20 protein-coding genes are annotated in these 21,447 nt (G+C 34.4%); 5 read left to right on the forward strand and 15 right to left on the reverse strand.

All coding sequences use genetic code 11. From position 1 onward, the window contains the following. Positions 1-59: 59 nt before the first annotated feature. The 4 genes from CW751_RS04660 to CW751_RS04675 all read right to left on the reverse strand — a co-directional run bounded on the left by CW751_RS04660 (position 60) and on the right by CW751_RS04675 (position 5,532). Positions 60-2,684 carry a valine--tRNA ligase gene (locus tag CW751_RS04660; RefSeq protein WP_101333834.1) on the reverse strand — a complete coding sequence of 875 codons (2,625 nt, stop codon included), beginning with the start codon at positions 2,682-2,684 and terminating at the stop codon, positions 60-62. A gap of 218 nt (positions 2,685-2,902) precedes the next feature. Next, positions 2,903-3,451 carry a hypothetical protein gene (locus CW751_RS04665; protein WP_240612532.1) on the reverse strand — a complete coding sequence of 183 codons (549 nt, stop codon included), beginning with the start codon at positions 3,449-3,451 and terminating at the stop codon, positions 2,903-2,905. A gap of 160 nt (positions 3,452-3,611) precedes the next feature. Further along, positions 3,612-4,490, reverse strand: a complete 879-nt coding sequence (locus CW751_RS04670; protein WP_133122125.1) for a hypothetical protein — start codon at positions 4,488-4,490, stop codon at positions 3,612-3,614. Positions 4,491-4,641: 151 nt separating this feature from the next. Further along, on the reverse strand, positions 4,642-5,532 hold the full coding sequence (locus CW751_RS04675; RefSeq protein ID WP_101333836.1) for an OST-HTH/LOTUS domain-containing protein: 891 nt from the start codon (positions 5,530-5,532) through the stop codon (positions 4,642-4,644). A gap of 282 nt (positions 5,533-5,814) precedes the next feature. On the opposite strand from CW751_RS04675, the gene CW751_RS04680 reads away from it, so the two are divergent. Beyond that, positions 5,815-6,006, forward strand: a complete 192-nt coding sequence (locus CW751_RS04680; RefSeq protein WP_101333837.1) for a hypothetical protein — start codon at positions 5,815-5,817, stop codon at positions 6,004-6,006. A gap of 343 nt (positions 6,007-6,349) precedes the next feature. Here the strand turns inward: CW751_RS04680 and CW751_RS04685 are convergent, their stop codons facing one another. The 9 genes from CW751_RS04685 to CW751_RS04725 all read right to left on the reverse strand — a co-directional run bounded on the left by CW751_RS04685 (position 6,350) and on the right by CW751_RS04725 (position 15,443). Next, on the reverse strand, positions 6,350-6,916 hold the full coding sequence (locus CW751_RS04685; RefSeq protein ID WP_101333838.1) for a TIR domain-containing protein: 567 nt from the start codon (positions 6,914-6,916) through the stop codon (positions 6,350-6,352). A gap of 3 nt (positions 6,917-6,919) precedes the next feature. Continuing rightward, a complete protein-coding gene (locus tag CW751_RS04690; RefSeq protein ID WP_133122126.1) occupies positions 6,920-7,450 on the reverse strand; it encodes a hypothetical protein in 531 nt (176 codons plus the stop codon). A gap of 313 nt (positions 7,451-7,763) precedes the next feature. Further along, the gene (locus tag CW751_RS04695) at positions 7,764-8,027 is read right to left on the reverse strand and encodes a hypothetical protein (RefSeq protein WP_101333840.1); all 264 of its coding nucleotides are present in this window, start codon (positions 8,025-8,027) and stop codon (positions 7,764-7,766) included. Positions 8,028-8,037: 10 nt separating this feature from the next. Further along, entirely contained in the window at positions 8,038-8,313 is a 276-nt protein-coding gene (locus tag CW751_RS04700) for a hypothetical protein (RefSeq protein WP_101333841.1), read from the reverse strand. Between the two features lie 2 nt (positions 8,314-8,315). Beyond that, positions 8,316-8,885 carry a hypothetical protein gene (locus CW751_RS04705; RefSeq protein ID WP_133122127.1) on the reverse strand — a complete coding sequence of 190 codons (570 nt, stop codon included), beginning with the start codon at positions 8,883-8,885 and terminating at the stop codon, positions 8,316-8,318. 510 nt (positions 8,886-9,395) lie between these two features. Continuing rightward, a complete protein-coding gene (locus CW751_RS04710) occupies positions 9,396-10,355 on the reverse strand; it encodes an HmuY family protein (protein WP_101333843.1) in 960 nt (319 codons plus the stop codon). A gap of 6 nt (positions 10,356-10,361) precedes the next feature. Continuing rightward, entirely contained in the window at positions 10,362-12,641 is a 2,280-nt protein-coding gene (locus tag CW751_RS04715) for a TonB-dependent receptor (protein WP_101333844.1), read from the reverse strand. A gap of 382 nt (positions 12,642-13,023) precedes the next feature. Beyond that, on the reverse strand, positions 13,024-13,938 hold the full coding sequence (locus tag CW751_RS04720; RefSeq protein WP_101333845.1) for a DUF6607 family protein: 915 nt from the start codon (positions 13,936-13,938) through the stop codon (positions 13,024-13,026). 251 nt (positions 13,939-14,189) lie between these two features. Beyond that, positions 14,190-15,443 (reverse strand): T9SS type A sorting domain-containing protein, encoded by a 1,254-nt coding sequence (locus CW751_RS04725; RefSeq protein ID WP_101333846.1) that lies wholly within the window; start codon positions 15,441-15,443, stop codon positions 14,190-14,192. Between the two features lie 190 nt (positions 15,444-15,633). Here CW751_RS04725 and CW751_RS04730 point away from each other — a divergent pair, with 190 nt between their 5' ends. The 4 genes from CW751_RS04730 to CW751_RS04745 all read left to right on the forward strand — a co-directional run bounded on the left by CW751_RS04730 (position 15,634) and on the right by CW751_RS04745 (position 20,487). Next, a complete protein-coding gene (locus CW751_RS04730; protein ID WP_101333847.1) occupies positions 15,634-17,091 on the forward strand; it encodes an ankyrin repeat domain-containing protein in 1,458 nt (485 codons plus the stop codon). A 5-nt stretch (positions 17,092-17,096) separates the two neighbouring features. Continuing rightward, positions 17,097-17,603: a DUF2271 domain-containing protein gene (locus CW751_RS04735; RefSeq protein ID WP_101333848.1), complete on the forward strand. Its 507-nt coding sequence runs from the start codon at positions 17,097-17,099 to the stop codon at positions 17,601-17,603. A gap of 121 nt (positions 17,604-17,724) precedes the next feature. Beyond that, positions 17,725-19,965 (forward strand): PepSY domain-containing protein, encoded by a 2,241-nt coding sequence (locus tag CW751_RS04740; protein WP_101333849.1) that lies wholly within the window; start codon positions 17,725-17,727, stop codon positions 19,963-19,965. A gap of 171 nt (positions 19,966-20,136) precedes the next feature. Beyond that, positions 20,137-20,487, forward strand: coding sequence for a ribose-5-phosphate isomerase (locus tag CW751_RS04745; protein WP_101333850.1), 351 nt, complete (start codon positions 20,137-20,139; stop codon positions 20,485-20,487). A 39-nt stretch (positions 20,488-20,526) separates the two neighbouring features. On the opposite strand, the gene CW751_RS15890 is transcribed toward CW751_RS04745, so the two are convergent. After that, a complete protein-coding gene (locus CW751_RS15890; protein WP_317045793.1) occupies positions 20,527-20,589 on the reverse strand; it encodes a hypothetical protein in 63 nt (20 codons plus the stop codon). 183 nt (positions 20,590-20,772) lie between these two features. Beyond that, on the reverse strand, positions 20,773-21,447 hold the full coding sequence (locus CW751_RS04750) for a DUF2461 domain-containing protein (protein WP_101333985.1): 675 nt from the start codon (positions 21,445-21,447) through the stop codon (positions 20,773-20,775).

Consider the following 21,447-nt stretch of genomic DNA (forward strand, 5'->3'; position numbering starts at 1 on the left):
ATTTTGGTGGTTATTCGAGAATGCTGAATAACCACCAAAATCTCATCTATTTAGTCTCCCTACCCCAAACTTTTCAATTTCTCTTCTAAGATTTTAATTTTCTCTTGCGCATCAGCTAACTTTTTCTTTTCGATGGCTACAACCTGTTCGGGTGCGTTATTCACGAATCTTTCGTTCCCTAACTTCTTTTGAACAGATTTCATAAAGCCTTCCGTATATTTCAATTCACCTTTCACTTTTTCAATTTCCGCTTCAACATCTACGGTATCTCCAAAAGGAATGTAGAAAGATGAATTCTTAACGATAAATGAAAAGGCATTATCCATTTTTTCATCGATGTAAGAAAGTGAATTAATGTTCCCCATTTTAACAAGAACAGCATCCATTTGTTCTGGATGATTGTTACTTTTTACAATTCCCAATTCGATTTCAATTTTATTCGCAATATTGTTTTGCTTTCTGATATTTCTAATGTTAGAAATTACCTCAGAAGTCGTTTTAAATTGATTGATTAAATCATTATTTACCGTTCCAGCTGTCGGCCATTCTGCAACAATGATATCGTCTCCATCTTTTCTGTCTCTCAACAAATGCCACACCTCTTCAGAAATAAATGGTGTAAATGGATGAATTATTTTCATTAATTGTTCAAAGAAAACGATCGTTTGTTCTTTTGTTTTGGCATCAATTGGCTGTTGGTAACCTGGCTTGATCATTTCCAAATACCAAGAACAGAAATCGTCCCAAACCAATTTATACGAAGCCATTAAAGCATCCGAGATTCTAAACTTCTCGAATTGATCATTGATGTGCGTTAATGTTTCATTCAACTTACTCTCAAACCAATTGATTGCAATTTCAGAAGATTCAGGCTGTTCGATATCCTTCACCTCCCAAGCACTCACCAATCGGAAAGCATTCCAAATTTTATTGGTAAAGTTTCTTCCTTGCTCACACTGACTCGTATCAAATGGTAAATCATTTCCTGCTGGTGAAGAAACCAACATTCCAATTCTTACTCCATCTGCTCCGTAATCTTCAATTAGCTTTATTGGATCTGGAGAATTCCCCAATGATTTAGACATTTTTCTGCCTAATTTATCACGAACAATTCCTGTATAGTAAACGTTTTTGAATGGTTTTTCGCCCATCCATTCGTAACCCGCAATAATCATTCTTGCTACCCAGAAGAACATAATTTCTGGAGCCGTAACGATATCGTTGGTTGGGTAATAATATTTAATTTCTTCGTTATCAGGATTCGTTAAACCATCAAAAACAGAAATTGGCCACAACCAGCTCGAGAACCAAGTATCCAAAACATCTTCGTCTTGTTTTAGGTCTGCTTCTGAAATAGATTTCCCTGCTTTTTCATTGGCTAACTTCAAGGCTTCTTCCATTGTTTTAGCAACAACGAAATCTTCTTCGCCTTCACCAAAATACCAAGCTGGAATTCTGTGTCCCCACCACAATTGACGAGAAATACACCAATCTTTGATGTTTTCCATCCAATGACGGTAAGTGTTTTTCATATTATCAGGGAAAAAGTTAATGTTCCCGTTCATCACGTTTTCCAATGCTGGTTCAGAGATGTTTTTCATATCCACAAACCACTGCAAAGAAAGTCGAGGTTCAATTACCGCATCCGTTCTTTCAGAAAAACCAAGTTTATTGATGTGGTCCTCTACTTTTACGAGGAATTCTTTTTCTTCTAATTCTTTTGCAATCGCTTTTCTTGCTTCGAATCTATCCATTCCTTTGTAATGCAATCCTTTTTCGTTTAAAGTCCCATCAGCGTTTAAGATGTCGATTACTTCCAAATCGTGACGCTCGCCCATTTCGTGATCATTCACATCATGTGCTGGCGTAATTTTCAAACAACCTGTTCCAAACTCCATGTCTACATATTCATCTTGAATAATTGGAATGGCGCGATTTGAAATAGGAACAATTGCTTTCTTACCTACCAAGTTCACATAACGCACATCATTTGGATTCACACAGATTGCGGTATCTCCTAAAATTGTTTCAGGACGTGTCGTAGCAATGGTCAGCCACTCATCCGTTCCTTCAATTTGGTAACGCACATTGTATAATTTTGAATTCACTTCTTTGTGAATTACCTCCTCATCAGAAAGTGCCGTTTTTGCAGATGGATCCCAATTCACCATTCTCACGCCACGGTATATTTTTCCTTTTTTATATAAATCAATGAAAATATCCTCCACAGATTCCGCATAGCTTTTATCCATGGTGAAAGAAGTTCGTTCCCAATCGCAAGAAGCTCCTAACTTCTTCAATTGGTCTAAAATAATACCTCCATGTTTTTCTTTCCATTCCCAAGCGTGCTCCATGAATTCATCACGCGTTAAGTCGGACTTCTTAATTCCTTCTCCACGTAATTTATTTACCACTTTTGCTTCTGTAGCAATAGATGCGTGATCAGTTCCTGGTACCCAACAAGCATTTTTTCCTTGCATTCTTGCACGACGAATCAAAACATCTTGAATGGTATTATTCAACATGTGTCCCATGTGCAAAACTCCCGTCACGTTTGGCGGTGGAATTACGATTGTGTATGGTTCTCTGTCGTCTGGCTCACTGTGGAAATAATTTTTCTCCATCCAGTGTTTATACCATTTGTCTTCTGATTGCTTAGATTCGTATGTTTTTGGAATTTCCATGCTTAATTTCTTGTTTGATACAAAGATAATTAAAGCGAAGGAAATGGTGTAGGGTTGGGAGGAAATTAATTATGTGGGATGATTAATCCATTATTGAGCATTGAAAAATGAATTAAACCTTATTCCCAATTATTTATTTGAATCCTAATAGCAAATGTGAAGCTTAAGAGAAGAGGATAAAACTTGATTCTTTGAAACTTTCCTAGCTTTACAAATCTCTAATTCATTTTCGCTTGTTCCCAAATCGTTTCAGAAGCCTTCAGTTTCCGGCCTTCTTCAAACCCAAGAAACTCATCATTCCCATGTTTTTCTGACCAAAACCCTGTTAAAATTGAATCGTTTATCAGTTTGTAAACGACAACACCTTTGTAGGTTTTACCTGCATTTTCTTCTTCGCCTTCGTAAGAGAAATTTATGATGAGCGTATCACCATGATAAAATCCACTTCCTTGTTGCACTTGTTCACCATTGATGACCCATTCTGCATTTACTCTGATCTCACTAACTTTTGAAATATGGAGAAAACCAAAATACCGTCCTTGTCCTTCATCCTGATTCAAACCAATAATGTTGTAGGAACCTTCAAACGCCGCTGCGTTTTTAGAAGAATTGGCAGATTGTAATTCAATGGCCAACGCTTCTCTTTTTTCTATTTCGGCTTGAATGGTTTGAACTTCTTCGTTAGAGAAAGAGTTGGTGTTTTGTAATGCTTTTTTAGAATGGGCTAGCCATTGGGTTATTTGAGGACTGAAAGGGGTGTTTTTCATTTTTCAGGTATTTCTTTAAACTTTTTCTTTTGGAGTTAAGTTTTGGTGGTTCTGATTTGCTCTGTTGGTGTGTGAATTAGGATAGCGGTTTGCAAATAAGCACAGGCGGCTACCACGTGTGAACGTTTGCCGCTTGGGTTTATTTGCTGTTGTGTGCTTTTTATTTCTTTACTATGTTTGTATATAAAATGGTCCTTTGCTTTTTTCCTTCACTGAAAGTTTCAACTCTTATCATAAAGTTATTCTTGTCGTAATAATATAATGTTTTCCCCTTGGATCCATTTGAAAGAATATCTGTTGTCTTAATTATTTGTCCTTTTTTGTTATACCTAGATTTAGTTGTGCTAATGACTGTTTTATCTCCTTCTTGAATTTCTGAAACAATTTTAATTAACCTCCCCTTATTATCATAAACTCCATAGGTCTTCTGACAATCCCATACATTTTCGTCATTATAATTCGTACAGTCGGTATATTTTATTGTATCGCCAGAATAGAAATATGTAATGCTATCAGTTAAATTGTCCAACTCATATGTCAAGAGCTTTTTTAATTCATTATTTGAATTATAAACTCTTTCTTCTCTCTGATAAGAATTATATTCAACTGAAGTGGGAAATTTACTTTTCTCAGAATAACCATATTTTATATTATCCAAAGTATCTTCTTTAGAAACTATCGTGAACTCTAATAGTTGTCCCTTTTCATTAAAATTGAAATAGCGCATTTGTTTACCTTTTATTTTTTGTGAGGATATAGATACAAGTAATCCATTATTATATTCATAAATAATAGTATCATCTTTAAAAATTCTTTTTATCGATCTCCCTAAGGAGTCATAATAGGTGTTTTCTTGATGAATTGTGTCTTTTCCTTGTATAGTAATAATAGTTTCAGATTCGATACCCTTTTTTGAATTATACCAATCCTCATTTTTCAAATGTTCAAACCCATATGGCAAGTTAGGATATTTCCATATCTGCCCTATAACGAGATTACTCGTTACAAAAACAATTAATATTGAAAAAAGCTGTTTCACTTTAGGATTCAATTGCACGCAACGGCTACGGCTATGGCAAGTGCGGGATTTTGAAACCGATTCTTTGTCCGCAAGACTGAATGATATTTAGTTGCAAAATCTTCATTATTAAGCAGTCAGCCCGCATTTGCCATAGCCGATGTTAGCAGCTTTATTTTTTCTTTACTATTGGATGATTAAGTCCATTAACAAAGTTTTCGATGATTTCAAATCTGTCTTGTTTGTCAAGTAATTCTGAAAGATTATTAAATCCGTATTTTCTTGGATGAAAATCAGGATCAATTTTCTTTATTTCCACTCCAACTTTGGCAAGATGCGGTTCATTGTTATTTATGGAAGCTCTTTGAAATGCTTCATCGATTAAAACACTTAGTTCTTTTTCACCAAAGTCGGCAATAGAATATTTTTTATTTGGTCCTTCACTGGTTTCATTTACTAACCGTTTTCTTTTTAACCTTATCAAGTCTCGTGACACAACTGGGACACTTACACCAAGCTTGTCAGATATCTCAGATACTGTTAATTTCTCTTCTGAATTTCTTAGTCCATTTAAAATTTTAAGTTGGAACTGTGTTACGGGTAGTGATTCATTTTCAGACTGTTGGAATAAATCTTCTGTGTTCTCTTGGCTGATATTAACTTGATCTGTAATTATCCGGAACTGTTCTTCGAACAACTGTTTCATTTGATTCTTTTCTTCCGTGCCGATGGAAGATATTTCATTAGATATATTTTTGATCAGGTTATCTTTAACGTTCTCGAGCTGATCGCTAATATCATCAAAGTCTTGAGAGACTAAAACACCTTTGTTATTTTTTATTGCAGCATCTAATGTTTTGTCAAACATTCCACCTATTTGCGTCTGTATAGAGGATGTTTTTTCTTCAATTTTTGCAAGTGCCTTGTTAGCGCTATCTTGAAGAGATACACCGTCTCTATAAAACTTTAGAGATGCAAAAAATCCTACAATCGTGATTATTAAGGCAATCAGTCCAAGAATTAAAGACACAATTGCTAGAATATTTCCTAAGTCTATGTACATTTTTCGATTTTTTACATTGCTGCTAACAATTGGCTAATCGTATTACGTTTAGCCAACCTATACATTTTTATTCAAATTTAACAATTATAACATATTATGAGCTTTAAAACACTATGTTTTTACTCAAAAAGAGTAATTTACATCAAAAGGTAATAAACGTTTGTAAGCGTATAATTAGACGTGTAAGTCTACGGCTAAAAACCAAAACCCGAAGCTTCGAATCCCACCCCGACGGAAACCGGCAGCTTTATGAAGTTGGTTTTGTTGGATACAAGCTAGTTTGTGGAGCTACCCGAACTGCAAAAGTTATTGAATGAAAAGAAAACGTCCGAAATTATTAAGGAAAACCCAACACATCACAAGCGATGTCCAAGGTGTAAAAAAGGAAAACTCATTACTGTTTTACTTTTTGATGGAAGAGGTCCACCAGAAAACTGGAGAGAAACTTTAAGTGTCAATAAATCAACAGAATAAATGCAACAATTTTAACGTAATGGAGAAGTTATGGCTTAGAAATAGTGAAATAGAAATATAAACAGTGAAAGCTTAATAACTACGCGGGTTTTGTGAAAATGAATAGTTATCAACCAACTTAAATGAGAAATGCACGCACACTTTCGAGTCTGCAAACCTCCAAAATCATCTTTCAAAAATAATGTATTAAAACGTTTTCCCCATACGTTCGGCAGGCTCAGTACGGTGAAAGAAAATCCGGATCCGTCAACATGGTATTCAGCGTTGACCAACTTAGCGAAGCGATCTCACAACCGTAGGGCGTAATCGGCACGCCGAATACTTAGTTATTGCCAACAGTTTTTTATATTTCATCACTTCTATAAATTGAATTGTAAACCGATTCCGTGTACAGCGAAAAACTATAGGAAGGGAATTTGTCGTGATTATAATCTTCTATTGCTTTACTTATTATTCTTTCTCTAAACGGAATATGGATTGTTTTAACTTTTTCATTGTCCATTCTATCCTTTAAAGCTTTTGGTAATAGATTCACTAAACTTTGTGGACAATTTTCCGTAATTCTTGTTTTGTGATTTACATAAACAACAATTACAGGAAGATTACATTTATCAATTGCATATTCAATTTCGTATGGCACAAAATCAGTGTCGAATCTAGTTGTATTACCTACTAAAAGAAGTAAGCGTGTACTATTATCTAGTCGACTTCTTAAAGTCCTTTTTATTGTTTCTTCTTTGCTCCATTGTCGAAGCATTGAACCTTTTTCGTGAGGATTTATTAGTTTAAACTCTTTGCCCTTCATTTTATTCCAACCTTTAAGTAAGTTATAATACTTAATGTCGGATTTTGTAATGTCTGTGTTTCCGTCTGCCGCGAAAGCAACATATGTGCCGTTTCTGTATGCCATAAATTAAGTTGTTGAAGAAGTTTGTGGAATTGATTTAGCCAAAATTATCGTTAAGAAAATAAAACTAATAATCAGCTGTGTAATTGTGAGATTTATTCCTAGTTCTGTTATTGGCTTTACATATTCATAATCAGCAGTAATTGAATTCGCATAACTAAACCAAAGAGATTTAATATTCAAAGGCGTGTCGTTACTCCATTTGAATTCCGCTACATATGGAAGCCTGTATAAATAGGCAAAACAAAGGTTAGAAAAGCCTATTGATAAAAGCAAAGTGATAAAGCGTCTTCTAACTCGGTCAATTGAAAAATTATCAGGATTTAACGACTCTGTTTTCCAAATATGATAATAGAAATAAGTATAAATATTAGTTAGCAATAAATACCATATCAAAAATGTCAAGAAAGGGTTATTGATGGAATATCTTAAAAGAATAATTACTAAAGTCCATTTTAAAATAATAAAAGTGTCAACTGCAAGCCTTGAAAATTTTACTTTACTTAATAAACTAGTTGAATCCGAAAATATTTTCACAAAGACGAATTTGAATAATTCAACGAGCGATAAATACTTAAGATTATCAAAAGCGAATTTCAATATTGTATAAATAATTCCGTTTTGCATTTTGGTTCAAATTGCTGGTAACGTTTAGTATAAGAATAGTAAGGGATTAAAAACGCACTTATTTTTCGGTTTAGTATTTAGCCAAATTTACAATTTTATTGTTATTGTTATTTTTTTTTCATTTAACCGTCAAATTGTTAATTTGGCGGACTTTGTAAATATGTACCAACTTTGGGTTTGGCACTTAACCCTTATTATTTTTATACATTGTTACAAATAGTTATTATTCACAATATCTCCAACCGTTACTTGTCTTTTTAAAACTCAATTTTCTGATTTTAAAGTCAGAAGTATTTTCATTACTTAAAATAGAAAAAGGAGTTATATTTACTTTCTTAAAATTAGTTCTAACTTCTGCTGCGTTTAAAGACGGGATTTCGTGAACTTCTTTGACTTCATCAACTTTATATTCAAAAGCCAATAATTCAACGTATAGTTTTTTATTTAATTCAGTTTGCTCAATAATATATTCTTTTGATTTTTCCAAAAGTTCAATATTATAATTTTGATACTTTCCATAATACCGTACTTTTTTTTACACCAAGAGAATCAATTTTTAATAGCCCGTCTTCTTCTAATTTTTTAAGTTTTTCAAATTCCTCTTTATCTTTATTGTAAATTAATCTTTCTCCATATTGAAATTTTACAGTTTTTCGATAAGGTTCTTTTTCTAAACATTCAATAATTATACCTTCTGCTTTAGAGTTAGATAGATTATCTGAACAAGAAGAAAGAAATAATGTTAAAATTAATAATGCGGTGATTTTTCTCATTTTTAGTTCCAATTGATGTTTAAATTTCTAATTTCAAACTTACCTTTACCTTTACTTCCTCCTCCATCTTTGTTTTCAAATTCTACAGTTCCATTAACTAAACTTAGTTTCGCAGTTTGCGGTAAAATATTTCTAAACGTTAATTTGCCTTGTAATAATAAATTAGTCGGACTATTAAACTCTTCTGCTCCAAAGCCTCCTCTGGAATCAGGAAAATTTATACTTTTGAAATCATAGTTTTTTCCAGTTTCACCATAAGCAACTGGTTTTTCGCTCCCTGTCCAGATTTTTATTTTTTGGTTAGGTAAGGAGTGTTTAATTGTAATTGTTAGTTCAACAGTTTGGTCTATTGAATTCCCTTTACATTCAATCACTTTAAATTCAAAATTTGAATTAAATGTCGTAGTTTCTGAAACATCTGAATTATTGTATAAATCACAAAAATCAATCTTTTCCTGTAGTATTGATTTTTGTTGTTCTAAAATTGTAATTTGTTGTTGTAATTCAGAAATTGTCTGACTTGTTGCTGTAATTGAACTAATTATTAGTCCTAAAAATAAAATTTTCTTCATTGTTCGATGTTTGTTTTTAATTATTTGTAACAATTGGCTAATCGTATTACGTTTAGCCAACCTATACATTTTTATTCAAATTTAACAATTATAACATATTATGAGCTTTAAAACGCTATGTTTTTACTCAAAAAGAGTAATTTACATCAAAAGGTAGTAAGCATTTGTAAGCGTATAATTAGACGTGTAAGTCTACGGCTAAAAACCAAAAAACGTAGCTTCGAATCCCACCCCGACGAAAACCGGTAGCTTTATGAACTTCTTTTTGTTTTGCAGGGCAAGTGAATTTGTGTAGCGACCTTGTGAAGCTCCCACAAATTACATTGTCTGCCAAAAAGAAGGAGTAAACTATAGGTAGTAGGCGGAAAAGGTGGCCAAATAAAAACAGACTTCTAAATTAACCTTAGTTTTCTCAGCTTGGTAAATCTCAAGGTTTTCTATGTCTTATGATTTTGATGTTTTGTTTTAAATCTTCAGTTTTTCAATCAATTAAAAGAGGTGAGGACGCTTTTACAACTCCACAAACTCCCAAACAGGATTCCCCTTCTCTCCTGTTTCATTATAAAAGTCTACAAATCTTAACTTGTAAAAAATCCCTTCATGGTCTTTGATGATGTAAGAAATTTCAGAATTGACGAAATACTCATCTCCTACAAAGTCTTTCCAGCCGAAACCTATTGTGTTGATATTTTCGGATAAAACAAGATTGGAGGCATAAGCTAAGTCAATGGCCTCAAAATCAAGCTCGGTTACCATTGCGGCTTGTCTGTTGTTGCGGTTTGTTATACATCCTGTAACTAAATATGGGGTGACGACAGGTTCGTAGAACTGGTGAATATACTGTGTAAAAACAATGTCCCAATCTGTACTTTTTGGAGTCGCTTGTATTTCAGCATTGTTGAGCATACTGTAATAAGTGAAATTGTACTCCTCTTGCTTTAGCAGGCTTACAGAGGTGGCGTTTGTGGCTTCGATTTCGGCAAACTCGAAGGTGTAGGTGGTTTCATCTACGCCAGTAACTTTTAGTTTATACCAACCTATCGCTTGTCCTGCGGAATTGTAGCCCATATCGATAATTCTCACCTTTCCGTCTTGCCAGTTGCCTATTCCTGTTGAATCTAAATTCCCTGTTTCATTGTCAAACACCGGTCCGCTGACATAATTGTTTTCATCTAAAACCTCATCCATTTCTGTTTTATCTGTTAAATACACCATCATATTTTTGGCGGTATTGGTTATGACTTTATCGCCGTTTTCTCCAGTTTCAAAACCAATATCCCAAAGATCTTTTGTTTCTTTTCCTGTCATTTCGTTGGCTGAAAAATCAAAATATACTTGATATGCATAATTTCCACCCATGCTGACAGACGCTGTTTCAACATCTCCTTTTTCTCTTTTGGGAACAGGAATTTCCTCTTTTAAACATGAAGAAAATAAAACGATTATCAATGCTATAATTACTATTCTCATCTCTACTTATTTAGATTTTAAATTCAATTTTATACCTGCATGAAAAACGCGTCCCATGCCAATACTCACACTTCCAGAACCGGCAGAATGTGCTCCTTCCCCACTTGCTGAACCTGCAATTGAAGTGACGTCAAATAAATTCTTTACGCCTACTGTAAATTTCAATCTTTTGCTCCATAAAAATTTCGAAAGAGTAAGGTCTGCAGTATGATAATCATTGATTTTTGTTTCATAAAGCTCACCATCTTCATTGCTGCGAATATTCGGTAAAACTCCTGTATATTTGTAAAAAAACGCTGCTTGTACTCCTGCTTTCTTCCAGTTGTATTGAAAGTTGGCTTTGATTTCTGGAGAGAATAAAAAATCAACTGAAGCGTTTGCATCCGCTGCTAAATCGTTGTATCTACCAATGTACCCAACTCCTACTCCAGCGGTGATGTCTTTATAATTTGCATTCGATTCTAATTGCGCTCCCACTGTACTGTATCGGTCCAAATTAAAATACGAATATTCCACTTCTGAAGCTTGAGCCAAAGTAATTAACTGTCGAATATCGTTGTAGAACAGCACTGCTTTGTTCTTTAACTTCAATTTATCTCCCGCCATTTTATGGTGTAAGGAAAAGTTAAAATGATTGGCTGTTTCCGCTTCTAAATCGGGGTTTCCTACAATGTTGTGATTGATATCTACAAAAACATAATGCAGTTCTTTGATGGACGGCGCACGGAATCCTCTGGCATAAGAAGCACGCAAACTCAATTGGTGTTGATCTCGTTTTAAGAAATCATATTTTACATTTAAGGAAGGAGTGATCGGTGCATTATACTCGGTATTGTAGGCGTATCTCAATCCTGGTCGAATGGTTACAGATTTAACTGGACTGTATTCTGCCGTGGTATAAATGGCATAATCTCCTATCGATTGCTGCTTATTTAAAATTCGTTCGCCATTGGCAATTTCGTAAAGGATATCATAACCGACTTCATAATTGAAACGTTTATTTGCCTTGCTCTGAATCAATCTTCCTCTGGCAATAAAACTATGGTATTGTGAAGTATCGTGATCACTTGGATTGGCAGAAATCACATCAGAAATCTCTGTTAAGTCACGCACTTTTGTGTTTTTTCTTCTAAAATAACCGTTGTAAGCGGCAATTAAAGACAATCGATATCCATTTTCGAAACGATATTGAAAATTTGCACGTTGATTGATTCGATTAGTTCTGTAATAATCATCGTAAGCAGATTGTTGATAGGGTGCTCGTGGCATTCCACGGTTGATGATGTCTTCATTAAAAAATTGACCGCTGTAATTAAACAAAGTGTTTTTTCTGTTGTATCGGTAATTGATTCCTCCAAAAAGCTGTTCTTTAGGATTCCATTGAATATTTCTAGAACTATCTGCAATTGGCTTGACATCAAAATGAAAAGTCTTGTGTGAAGGATCCCAACCATCAAAAAAGTAGCGTCCACCTTCTATTCTAATTTGATGTTTTTTAATTTGCCAACCTAAATTTACAGTATTGTTGACTTTACCGCTGCTTTCGAAATAATTATTCGATGTAGCCACAAATTGCTTGGCTTGATTTTTTTTGGTAATGATATTTATCGTTCCGGCTAGGGCATCCGTTCCATAACTAACAGAAAGTGGACCTTCTACAATTTCAACCCTTTCAATACTTTCTAGCGGAATTTGTGATAAATCAATATTTCCATTGAGTCGGCCGGTTAACGGAACCCCATCTACTAAAATCTTCACATTTTCGCCGCCAATTCCCTGCAATTGCATGCTACTTCCCAAAACATTGTCCTCTCCTATTCTAACATTGAGCTCATTTGTCAAAACATCTTTTAAATCTTGCGCCGCCATGGCTTCAATTTTCTGTCGATCGATGACTTTAATGTTGTGCACGGCGTTTTCTACCAATTGAGATTTATACTGTGCGGTTATAGCCACCTCTTCAAAGTTTTTCACCGCTGTATTTAATGCGATATTTGTATCTCTAGAGATAACAATTGGTTCCAAAATTTTGGTTTCGTAACTAGCAAAAGAGATGGTCATTTTTACCGATGTATTTCTTAAAAATGGCTCCACTTGAAATTCACCGTCATAATTGGTGGTAAAATGATGCGTTTTTTGTTGATGATAAATATCAACTCTTGCCCCAGGAATAGGCTGACTATCTTCCAAAGAGATTACCGTTATGGTTTGCCCATAAACGAATGTTGTAAAAAGTAAATGTAAAATAGTTGTAAAGAAGATGCTTTTACAATTCGCAATAGTCATGTTTATTTCTTTTTTGATAGTCAACCTTTTTGGTTTATTTCCTGTTGAATTTGATTTGAAGAAGACGAATGAGACGCTTTTACAATTCCGTCAGTCTCAAACCCTCCCTCTGTGTCTCTCCATTAGCTAACGGAAGAGGTGCTTCAAGTATCACTTTATGCTTTAATAATTAAATTCATCAATTTCATAACCGTCCAGCTCGGGCCTTAATTCAAACTGGACGGTGTAAACAAATTATGAATTGATTATTTCTGATTTATAAGGTTTATTTCGGCATTTGATTAATCTGAAACATTTTAAAATCCTCCCTCTGTGTCGCCCTCCAAAGGGAGAGGTGCTTCGAATATCACTTTATGCTTTAATAACTTTTTGAATCCAGAAATTACTGATTTAGATAAGCATTAATTACAGATTGAATTTCCTTTTGTGCTTTTGCTTGATTGTATTTTCCTGCTTTATGCTCTTCACCGAGGGCAAATAATTTCTGATACATCAGTTGTTTATCCACTTTTCTTTCGAAATGCAAACGTTTGTTGGCTGCAATTGTACTTTCCCAAGTGGTTCTCACATCTGCCCAAAACTGGTAATTTTCCTTCCACCAATCAATCGCTGGCTGACAATCATAATCTCCGCGGGTAAAAATCTCATGACCTTTTTCCCAAACAATTAAATGATCTTCTCCGTTTTCATCACGGTAAATCTTCTCATTGTCTTGTTCTAACATCCAGCCATTTTCTGTAATTTCCATGCGACTATGACGACGTGTAACATTGTAATCTTGTCTTACCGTCAATTCTCTTCTTGGCAATGGCGCATCGGCAGTTGATTCCCAATAATGTTTCCCATCTACATGCACCCAAGTTCCGTATCCTTCATATCTTGGAGAATCATCCACCTGAAAAACTTTTTGCGTCCATGTTCCTTTCGCCGCTTTTTTCGAGATTTTTTCATTGTCCCAAGTTCTGTCTTTGTCGTACATTAGAACATTTCTATTTTCGTACAACCAGTCTTGACGCCAATGTTTTACGATAAATGTATCATTTACTACTAAAATATGTTGCAAGGAAATAAAATCTGGTTCGTCTTCAATTGCAAAAACGTATTCTATAGCCTGTGAAGAATAATCATCGTATTTCACGTAAGCTGTATCTGGAGAGAAAGTCTCCGCAAAATCGAAAGTTACCTTATAGCAACCTTCCATTTCTAAAATGGACTTTCGATCGAGTTCTTTTTTGTCATTTTGTCCAAATGTTAATGTGCTTGTTAATGCTAATGCACAGAAAAGTAATTTTTTCATAACTTGTTTTTTGTTTTATTTATTTTTTAATGTTTGTTTTTTATCTATTTATTTCGTTGTTATTAAAGGCTTTACTCACAGGATTCCCTCCCTGAAAGTAAGTTGAAAGAACTTTGTTTCCTCCCTCTGTCTCTCCCTCGAAAGGGAGAAGTGCTTCGAACTATTATTTGACACTATGTGAATTAAATTGAAGTGTTAATCTAATTGCTTTAAAATGAAGACTATTGAAGCATCAAGGGAGAAATAACATACTATTTAATCATTAATTTCTGATTGAATCGATGTGTTCCGTTATCTACTTTTACTTGGTAAACACCACTTCCAAAAGCGTGAACTGGTATATTTTTCACATCGAAATTGCTTTTTCCCACTAAATTCTTCTCAAAGACAATTTGTCCTTGCATATTTAGAATTTGAACGCTAATTACTTTTGCTTCCATGTTATTTAATAGTACAGAAACTTTATCTGAAGCAGGATTAGGATAAACCAACACCTCTGCTTTTTCTAATCCGTTTTCATCGAGTGAAAGTGCTGATATTTTCTCTTTTGTAAACTCAAAGTTTCCGTCAGAACTGCCCCCAAATCCAGTGGGAATAACTTTCCAAACATCTCCAACTTGTGTTTTTACAAAGTAAACACGGTCATTAACCACATTATATTCGTAAGTTCCCATGTCGAATTCCTTCCAATCTGCTCCAATTGTGCTGATGTCAGTAGTAAATGTTTCGGCTCCCCAATCGTTATAGTTGGCAACATCAGTGACTCCATCGATTTGAACGACCTCTGTATTTGGTCCTGCAATAATTCCAGTTAAATTATATGGAGTTGGGATAAAACCAGTGTATTTTCCGAAGAATAAATCCCAGTTCTCAACCGCTACTGGTTCGTGATCTACAGCACTTTCATTTTGAATTGAATAATACCCGAAAAGCTTATCTTGGTAGTCTGCTTTGGTGACAGAAGCTTGTGTTTCATCCGTTCCGTCAAGCATAGCAAATGTAAAATTAAACGCTCCATTACTCATATCATCGATACGCAATTTTCTATATGAATCATCCATTAATTTGATGATAAAAATGGAATCCCCTGAAATCACATGTGTATTCATATCATAAGTTCCCCAACCCACATCAAAAGGATCGTTTGGGTTTACATTTTTGTCAAAAGCACCATTAAACCACGTTGTTTCGTCGTTGTATTGTGCATCCCATGATGTAATTCCAGTAGTATCAACGGTTGTCCAATCAGTTATATCACCATTTGGATAAGCATACAACATCACACCATTTCCTGAATTGATGCGAATGGATGTTCCAAAACCTGATAAATCAAAAGATAAATCCCATGCTGAAGCAGATGCCGTTCCTTGTTCACCGTTTTCTAAACTGTACCAAGTTTCATTTGAATAGTTCGCTCCAATACTCACCGTTTCTGAAACTGATTGTGCGTTTATAAATTGACTTCCAGCAAAAAATAATGCTGTATAAAGTAAAGTTTTTTTCATTGTTTTTATTTAGATTAATTACAAATAATGACTGCAAAGTTATGGACAGGATTTAGAAACGCCAATACCAAAAAGTAGGTATATCCCACTATTTTCGGCAAAATACCTAGTTTAGGGTATTTTTAAAACGAATCTATTTCGCTCCAATATTTTATCTACTTTTGCCTTATTTAGAATAAATCTAATTAGTATGAAGGCATTTTTAAGTATAAGTTTAGTGTTTGTATCGATGACTATTTTCGCTCAAAAAAACATTTTTTTAGGCAATGAGTTTTGGAATGAAAATACAAGTATTGAAGAGGTAAAAAGTGAAATTGACAAAGGAAATAGTCCAACGGAATTTTCCCAATTTAACTTTGACGCCACGGCCTATGCCATTTTAAATAAGGCGCCCTTAGAAACCATCTTGTTTTTATTGGAAATAGAAGGAAATGAGGTGACCAAAATTACGCATGATGCTAGAAACTACTTGATGTGGGCGGCCTATCGAGGTAATTATGAATTGACAAAAATTCTAATGGAAAAAGGTGCTGACATTCACATTCTTGACGATAAAGGCAATAATTTACAGACTTTTACTGCAATGGGGGGAGTTACAGATCACAGAATATACGATTTATTTACGGCTTATGATTTAAAATTGGATGCGCCTAATCGAGCTGGAGCCACAGCAATTCATTATTTAGCTCAGCATATTGAAGATGTAAAAGCATTTGATTATTTCATTGCAAATGGATTTGATATAGAAGCAAAAGACAATCATGGAAATACTGTTTTTCATTATGCGAGTTCACAAGGAAATATTGAGCTTCTCGATCAACTTATAGCAATAGGATTTAACCCAAAAGAGGTTAATGATAATAATGAAAACGCTTTGTTTTTTGCTGCAAAAGGAAAACGAAGATTTTCGAACGAGTTGCCTGTTTTTGAATACTTGGTAAAGAAAGGCTTGAATCCAAGATTGACCAATATCGCAGGAAATAATTTATTACACTTTATTGCTGCAAGCAACAAAAATGAAAATGTTTACACTTACTTAATTGATCAAAACCTTGACATTCAAAAGGAAAATGATGAAGGAAATAATCCTTTGATGATTGCCGCTATGAGAAAGAATGAAGTTGGCTTATCTATTTTGTATGCAAGAACAAAGGACAAAACGATTATTAACGATAAAGGCTATAATTTATTGACCTATGCTTTGCGAACGAAGAATGCAGGTTTAGCAGAACGGGTTTTAAAAGCAGGATTAGATTTTAAAATAATCGACAAATCTGGTGATAATTTAATTACACACTTGGTTGCAACATTCGATGAGAGAAATAGAAAGTTTTTCGAGCATTACTTTGAAATCTTACAGAAAAAAGGAGTTAAAGTTCAAGACAAAACCATTCACCTTGCCACTGCAATGGAGAATGAAGCATTGGTAACCATTTTATTGAATTCAAAAGTCGATATTAATGCGAAAAACAAACATGGATTGACTGCTTTACAATTAGCAGCAATGAAAGGTCATGACACCAAGTTTTTAAGATTTCTAATTGAAAAAGGTGCGGATAAAAACACCATAACAGACTTCGATGAAAGCGTTTATGATTTAGCCAAAAGCAATGAACTTTTGAGCGGAGATTTAGAATTTTTAAAATAAAAGAGATGAGAAAATTATTGATTTTTGGAGTGTTAAGCCTTGGATTTTTATTCAGTCCACAATTTTCCACAGCACAATCCAGCAACAAGGCCTATAAATGTTTGATTCAATTAAAAAACTACCAAGGTGAAGGAGCTTATGTGATTGTTTCGGTTGTGAATGCCGAAGGTGAATACATTGAAACTTTAAGCGTTTTAGGATATGATCACGAATGGTATCCCGATTTAAAGGCGTGGCATGCATACCGCAAAAAAAACAGATTTCAACCTAGATTAGACGGTGTAACTGGTGCTACTATTGGCAGTGGAGAACGGTCGGTAATTACTTTTTCAATTGATGAGAAATACATCGACAATAAATATTCACTACGTTTTGAAACAGCTGTGGAAGATAAAAGTTACCACTCAAAAGATGTTGTTGTAGATTTATCAACCGAACAATTAAAGCGTGGGAATTATGATGGATCAGAAGGTTTCATTCGCCAAATAAGGTTGATTCCTCTAAACAAATAATCGCTTTTTTTCTATGTTGATAAGTAAGCTCAAAATAAATATTCTTTTTCAAGTCTTTGATAAGAAAACTCCAAAGACAAGGCTTGTGAAGTTTTTAATTGTCAGGAATTTATCTTTATAAATGACTGTAATTAAAAACAAGCATAACGCAGTATTTGGGTTTGTCTTGCAAAGACTGACTAGTTTTTGGAGATCGAGTCATCTACTTTTGGCCGTTTTTTCTGGTGGTTTTTTACTTATTGCTTCGCTTACAGGAATAATTCTTTCAACAGCACCAGTTGTAGAACATTTCAATTCACCGAGTGATAAAAAAGCGGCCGACAGCATAAGTTTATCTCAATTTGTTCCTCAACTTAAAGAAGAATTTATTGAAGTGTTTTCGGTTGAGGTAGATGAGGAAAAAGCTGTAAAAGTAGACGTTATTGGCTTTGATGAAAACAAAGACGGATCTTTTTATATTCATCCGAGTTCAAGAGAAAAGATAGCTGAAATCCCTCCAAAAAATGAATTTTATACGTGGATCACGACTTTACACCGTTCGCTTTTCCTACATTCCACGGGAAGAATTTTAATGGGAATTACAGTTTTCTTGCTCTTGCTAACCTCCATAAGCGGAATTGCTCTTGTCATTAAACGCACCAATGGATTTAAAAATATTTTCTCGCATATCAAAAAGCAAAGCTCAGCTCAATATTACCATACCTTGCTTGGCCGATTCGCTTTTATTCCGATTGTGATCATGGCTTTTGCTGGAACTATTTTGTTTATAGACACGCAATTTAAACCAAAAGAAAATACAGAAATTCAACATTCACCAAGCTCAACAGAAGAAATAGCCTTGCGTGATTTTCCACTATTTCAAAACACTTATTTATCGGATATAAAAACGCTTCACTTCCCCTTTTCAGCAGATGAAGAAGATTATTTTGAATTGATTCTCCATGACCGTAGCTTGAAAATTCATCAATTTACTGGAGAGATAATCGCCGAGCGAAAAACTACGTGGTTTCAAAACCTGAATGCTTTATCCATGACGCTTCACACTGGGAAAGGACAATGGATTTGGTCAATTGTTCTGGGATTGATTTCAATCAACTTGCTTTACTTCATGTATTCTGGGACAAAAATTGCTTGGCGAAGAATGTTTTCGAAGTCTCGCAATGAAACAAGTCCTGAAAATGCAGAGTTCATCATTTTAATTGGTTCAGAAAATGGTTCTACTCAAAAATTTGGTCAACTTCTTTTCAATGCACTTAAAGAAGCCGGAAAATCTGTTTTTGTTGATGACATGAATCATTATCAAGAATATGCAAAGGCGAAACACCTCATTATTTTGACGTCCACTTATGGAAATGGTGATTCCCCTTTCAATGCCAGACATTTCCTTTCAAAAGTTGACAAAACAAATCAGAAAAATCGAATCAAAACACACATAATCGGATTTGGATCCATGATGTATCCGAAGTTTTGTCAATACGCTATTGATGTACATAAAAAACTTAGCGCTTCGAATGACTTTATTGTGAACTCCTCCCCTACCTTAATTGATGGTCGATCGCACACAAGTTTCATGTTATCGCTTGAAGCATGGAAAAAGGAAAACGCATTAGAGTTTGAAGTTCCGCAAGAGAACAATAGAAAAAGGGTGAAATTATCAGCGTTTCAAGTCGTAGAAAAACAAATTGTCGATGATGGATACACCTTAACATTTACCTTAGAATTGAAACCACAAAGTCATCAACACTTTCAATCTGGAGATTTATTAGCAATAGCACCACCTGGCGATGAAACTCCTCGCTATTATTCGATTGGAAAAACAAAAGAAGGAAATATACTTTTAAGCATCAAAAAACATAAGCTAGGCGAATGTTCTTCCTTTTTGTACAAACAAGAACCTGATGATATTATTTCAGCTTACATTAAGGTGAATAAACCCTTCCATTTACCTAAAAAAGGCAATGTTTTAATGATTGCCAATGGAACAGGGATTGCGCCATTCTTAGGAATGACCTCCATGTATTCCAAACAAAAAAAGACATTTTTCTTGGGTGGAAGAAATACTTTGAGTTTTAAATTGTATCATAAAATCATTCAACAAAACGAATCTACAGACATCTTCAACACTTTGCATTTTGCATTGTCGAAAGAGGAAGGCAATCAAAAGTACGTTCAAGATTTAGTCAAGGAACACAAGATAGAAGTTGCCCGATTGATCAAAAACAAAGGCAGCATCATGATTTGTGGATCCATAAAAATGAGAGATGGCGTTTTGGAAGAATTAAAAAGGATATGCATCGAACACGGATTACCTCCATTGGAAAAACATATTGAAAAAGGAAGGATTTTGATGGATTGCTATTGAGTTAGGCTTGACGCTCTACTAATTTCATTACAACAGAAAAATAATAAACAAACATCAATCGAACTTCGAACGAAAAACACCAAAGAATTAATAATACCAGGCAGAATAAGCTACTGTTTTGTATAGTAATGCAACATTTGCTATCTTTCCGAGCATTAAAATTCCGTTGAAATGTCCAAAACAGAATATTCAGTTTACGTTGTTGAATTATCTAAAAAGGTTTTTTCAGAAAATGCGCGATTTAGAAATGCGAATCCACAATATAATGGTACAATGCAGTGCGTATATGTGGGAATGACGAGTAAAACTCCAGCAGAGCGATTTAAGCAACATAAAACAGGCTTTGTAAATAAAAAAGGATATAAACTTTCTGCAAATATTGTAGAGAAATATGGCAAATACCTTCGACCAAGTTTGTATAATCATTTGAATCCAATTAAGACTCAGAGAGAAGCTTTGGCCATGGAGGAAGAGCTAGCAATAGATTTGCGCCGAAAGAAATATGCTGTTTGGTTTAATTAGCTAATTGCGAAGTGTTCAATTGTCATCGGATTATTTAACTCAATCTAACTTTTCTATTTCTTTTAAAACCTCAGCAGCTTCGTAGGCTTTTTGATCGCCCATTTTTCGATTTGATGTTGATAATTTATGCGATTCTTTTAATAGCTTCTCATATTAACTTCTAACTTTTCCTTCTCTGTTTTCTTTTTAAACAATCCAAACATAAATTTTTAATTTATACTAAAACAGCGCAATACAACCTTTGGTTCGCAATCTTTACGTCCTCAAGAAGACAGAATGTTTTTATTAGATTAATGAAACTCCATTTTCATCAGTGGTAAGGACTTCTGTCATGTAGTCGAAAAATGGTCGAATAGCTTTGAAAGCATCATTTACGTGGTCTACAAGTTGGTCAGATAAGACTAATTCATCGCTTAGAGCTTTAGAAAAGATAAATTGCTTTTTCCTGATTAAATCAATGTTTTGGTGTTCTTTGTCAAAGTCTCTTGGTGCTGTTTTCAATTCATCGCCTTGCAATTCACCCCAATGCTTGATGAGATTTCTGTCTTTTAAAATCTCACGTATTTCATCAGCATCCATTTCGAACTCTTTCCTTATTCTCAACAAATCATCTTTTTCTGGCGCCCAAAATCCAGCACCAATAAAAGAGTTACCTGGTTCAAGATGCAAGTAATAACTTCCTCTTAAGTCAGGTTTAACTCTGATATAATTGGCACTGATATGAGTTTTATAAGGCGTTTTATCTTTTGAAAATCGAATGTCGCGGTAAATTCTAAAGACTTTCAATCGTTGGATGCGGTCGTGCTCTTGAACTTTTACCATTAGATCTTCAAAAACCGCTTTTACCTCACTTTTAAGCGATTTGAATTCTGATTTATGTTCATTAAACCAATCTCTGTCGTTGTTTTTGGCTAATTTATTTAAGAATTTGAATGCTTCTTTGGGTACTTGTTTTGACAT

It is taken from the genome of Brumimicrobium salinarum, assembly GCF_002844555.1.
In the GTDB taxonomy this organism is placed as follows: Bacteria; Bacteroidota; Bacteroidia; order Flavobacteriales_D; family Crocinitomicaceae; genus Brumimicrobium; species Brumimicrobium salinarum.